Genomic DNA, 3,069 nt, shown 5'->3' on the forward strand with positions numbered 1-3,069 from the left:
GACGCCGAGTACAAAGTACCCCGGCTTTAGGAATGCCGTCGATCTGCTGGAACACTGCCACAAGATCGGCGCGGGTGGTGTGCAAACTACCGTTCGCGACTGGACGCCCGAAATCGCTCGTAAACTGCGTAGCCTGACCGACAAAACGGGCATGTTCCTCGAAGGCTCGATCGGTCTGCCGCACAGCGCCGACGAAGCCAAACGCTTCGAGCAGGAAATAAAAACGGCGAAGGAAGCAGGCGTGCTCATTTTTCGCACCGTCTGCATGAATGGTCGCCGCTACGAGAATTTTCACAGCTCTGAGGCCATTCAGGAATTCAAGAAGAACTCCGTCGCCGCCCTGAAAATAGCCGAACCCATTGTTAAAAAGCATGGCGTAAAACTGGCCGTCGAAAACCACAAGGACTGGCGCGCCAACGAACTGGCCGCTCTCATCCAGCAAATCGGCAGCGATGCCGTGGGCGTGACGCTGGATTTCGGCAATAGTATCGCGCTGCTGGAAAATCCGATGGAAGTCGTAAATACCCTCGCGCCCTTCGTGCTAAGTACCCACGTTAAGGACATGGGCGTCCGCGAGTACGAAGACGGCTTTCTGCTCTCGGAAGTACCCCTCGGCGAAGGCATTCTGGACCTACCCGAGATCGTGAAGATTTGCAAGAAACACAATCCCAATGTGAATTTTAGTCTGGAAATGATCACCCGTGACCCGCTGCAAATCCCCGTCCTGACCGAAGCCTACTGGCCCGCCATGCAGGTCGTCCCCGCCGAAGACGTCGCCGATACGCTCCGCATGGTGCGCCAGAATAAATTCAAAACCGAACTACCTACCGTTGCTCAGCTCAGTCCCGAACAGCGCCTGGCTGTGGAGGAGAAGAACAATTTGGAATCGCTGACATACAGCAAGATGAAGATGGGAATTATGTAGACTCTCGTGCTTCGACTGGTACGCCAGCCCGGATCGCTCAGCATGACAGAAGCTTTCGGTTTATTCTTGCCATTTTTAAATTAAACCGCCTCCTCAAATTTTTTTAATTGCATAATGGGAGACAGTGTGCTGTCTCGCCTAAAACCTAACAACCTAATGCCTGACAACCCAACACCTACCTTACCCGGAATAAAACTTTTCGACCTTACTGGAAAAGCCGCCATCATCACGGGTGGTTCCAAGGGCCTTGGCCTGGCAATGGCCGCCGGACTAGCCTCGGCTGGAGCCAGCGTCATGCTCGTCAACCGCAACGCCGAAGAAGGCGAGCAAGCCGCCCAACAACTCGGCGACGAATACGGCACCCAAGCCACGTCCTTCGGTGCCGACGTGACCAACGCCGACCAAACCGAAGCAATGGCCAAGGCCGCCATCGACGCTTTTGGTCGCATAGACATCCTCATAAACAGCGCGGGCATCAACATCCGCGGTGCGATCGAAGAAGTCACGCACGAAGATTTCCAGAAGGTAATGGACGTGAACGTGACGGGTACCTGGCTCTGCTGCCGCGCCGTGACGCCCTATATGAAGAAAGCCAAGAGTGGCAAAATCATCAACCTCGCCAGTACCCTGGGCATCGTGGGCCTCGCGAACCGCACGCCCTACACCGCCAGCAAAGGCGCGGTCGTGAACATGACCCGCGCCCTGGCCCTCGAATTGGCCCCCTTTGCTGTGAATGTGAACGCCGTTTGCCCCGGCCCATTCCTCACCGAAATGAACATCCCCATCGCCGATAGCCCCGAAGCCAAGAACTTCATCGTCGGCGCCACCGCCCTCGAACGCTGGGGCGAACTGGCCGAAATCCAGGGCGTGGCTCTGTTCCTGGCCAGCGACGCGGCGAATTATATGGTCGGGTCGATCATTACCGTGGATGGCGGGTGGACGGCGCGGTAGTTTGATAATTTGTCTGTAATGCGTAATATTACACATTGCGAGCAATCTTATGATTATCAGCTTCCGACACAAAGGTTTACAACTATTTTACGAAGAAGGCAAAGGATCGAAACTTCCTGCTGCGTATCTCCGAAAGATCAACCGTATTTTAGACCAGTTGGATGCAGTCACCTCCATTGACGATATTCAGCAAATGGGGTCTGGTATCCATAAGTTGACGGGCAATATGGCAAATTTCTGGTCTATTAGCGTCACGCCGAATTATCGTATAATTTTTCGATTTGAAGAAGGAGATATTCGAGACGTCGACTACATCGATTACCATTAAAAGTAAAGCAAATGAAACGTAAACTAGCACCACTGCATCCCGGTGAAGTTCTGAGAGAGGAATATATCAATGAGCGCGGCTTGACCATTACTGAGGTAGCCAAGGGCATAGGCGTTGCGCGTGGGAATCTTTCTGCCATTGTAAACGAGCGGGCAGGTATAAGTCCAGAACTAGCGGTCAAACTTTCCGAAGCGTTTGGCAATACCGCACAATTCTGGATTAATCTGCAAAAAAACTATGAGTTGTGGAATGCCGAAAAGCGAGTGAACCGATCCGAGATAAAGCATTTTTGGCTGGATGGAGAAAGTACGGATGTATCAGGACTTAGCGTATCTGCATGAGTACCTTGGGACCAAAACGTTATCGTAACCCATCTCGAACGCTGGGGCGAACTGATAGAGATTCCGGGTGATGGGCTATTTTGGCCAGCAATGCGGCAAATTAAATGGTTGGGTCGATCATTACCGTGGATGGCGGGTGGACGGCGCGGTAGTTTAGCTGAGTCATGTTTTTAAATTTGCGTCAAAAGTATTTAGATGAAGAAAATCTTAATTGAGGAGTTATCTTACCTTCTCAAAGAAGCGAAAAAAAATAGTCAACCTCAGCCCATTTTTTTTCTTGGTGCTGGCGCATCAGTTTCTGGTAATATTCCATTAGCAGGTGATATACAGAAACATATTTTAGACAAATTTTCTGATAACCCATTTGTTAGAAAATTGAAACCGGAAGAATATCAGTATGCCAAATTAATGGAGTGCCTGACACCGTTTCAAAGGAATGAGATACTAAAAACTTACATAGATAATGCGAGAATAAATGTTACGCACATATATCTTGCTCAGCTACTTAATGATGGATATGTAGA

Annotated in this window: 5 protein-coding genes; all 5 read left to right on the forward strand. The window is 50.5% G+C overall.

Annotated elements, in window-relative coordinates; genetic code table 11:
• A partial coding sequence (locus ACEW8P_RS03465) for a sugar phosphate isomerase/epimerase family protein (RefSeq protein ID WP_373511715.1) occupies nucleotides 1–925 on the forward strand: 925 nt, incomplete at its 5' end.
• 156 nt (nucleotides 926–1,081) lie between these two features.
• Nucleotides 1,082–1,876, forward strand: a complete 795-nt coding sequence (locus ACEW8P_RS03470) for an SDR family NAD(P)-dependent oxidoreductase (RefSeq protein ID WP_373511716.1) — start codon at nucleotides 1,082–1,084, stop codon at nucleotides 1,874–1,876.
• A gap of 49 nt (nucleotides 1,877–1,925) precedes the next feature.
• The gene (locus tag ACEW8P_RS03475) at nucleotides 1,926–2,204 is read left to right on the forward strand and encodes a type II toxin-antitoxin system RelE/ParE family toxin (protein WP_373511717.1); all 279 of its coding nucleotides are present in this window, start codon (nucleotides 1,926–1,928) and stop codon (nucleotides 2,202–2,204) included.
• An 11-nt stretch (nucleotides 2,205–2,215) separates the two neighbouring features.
• Nucleotides 2,216–2,545, forward strand: a complete 330-nt coding sequence (locus ACEW8P_RS03480; RefSeq protein WP_373511718.1) for a HigA family addiction module antitoxin — start codon at nucleotides 2,216–2,218, stop codon at nucleotides 2,543–2,545.
• 195 nt (nucleotides 2,546–2,740) lie between these two features.
• On the forward strand, nucleotides 2,741–3,069 hold a 329-nt coding region (locus tag ACEW8P_RS03485), incomplete at its 3' end, for a hypothetical protein (RefSeq protein WP_373511719.1).

The organism is Persicitalea sp., from assembly GCF_041751555.1.
Classification (GTDB): Bacteria; Bacteroidota; Bacteroidia; order Cytophagales; family Spirosomataceae; genus Persicitalea.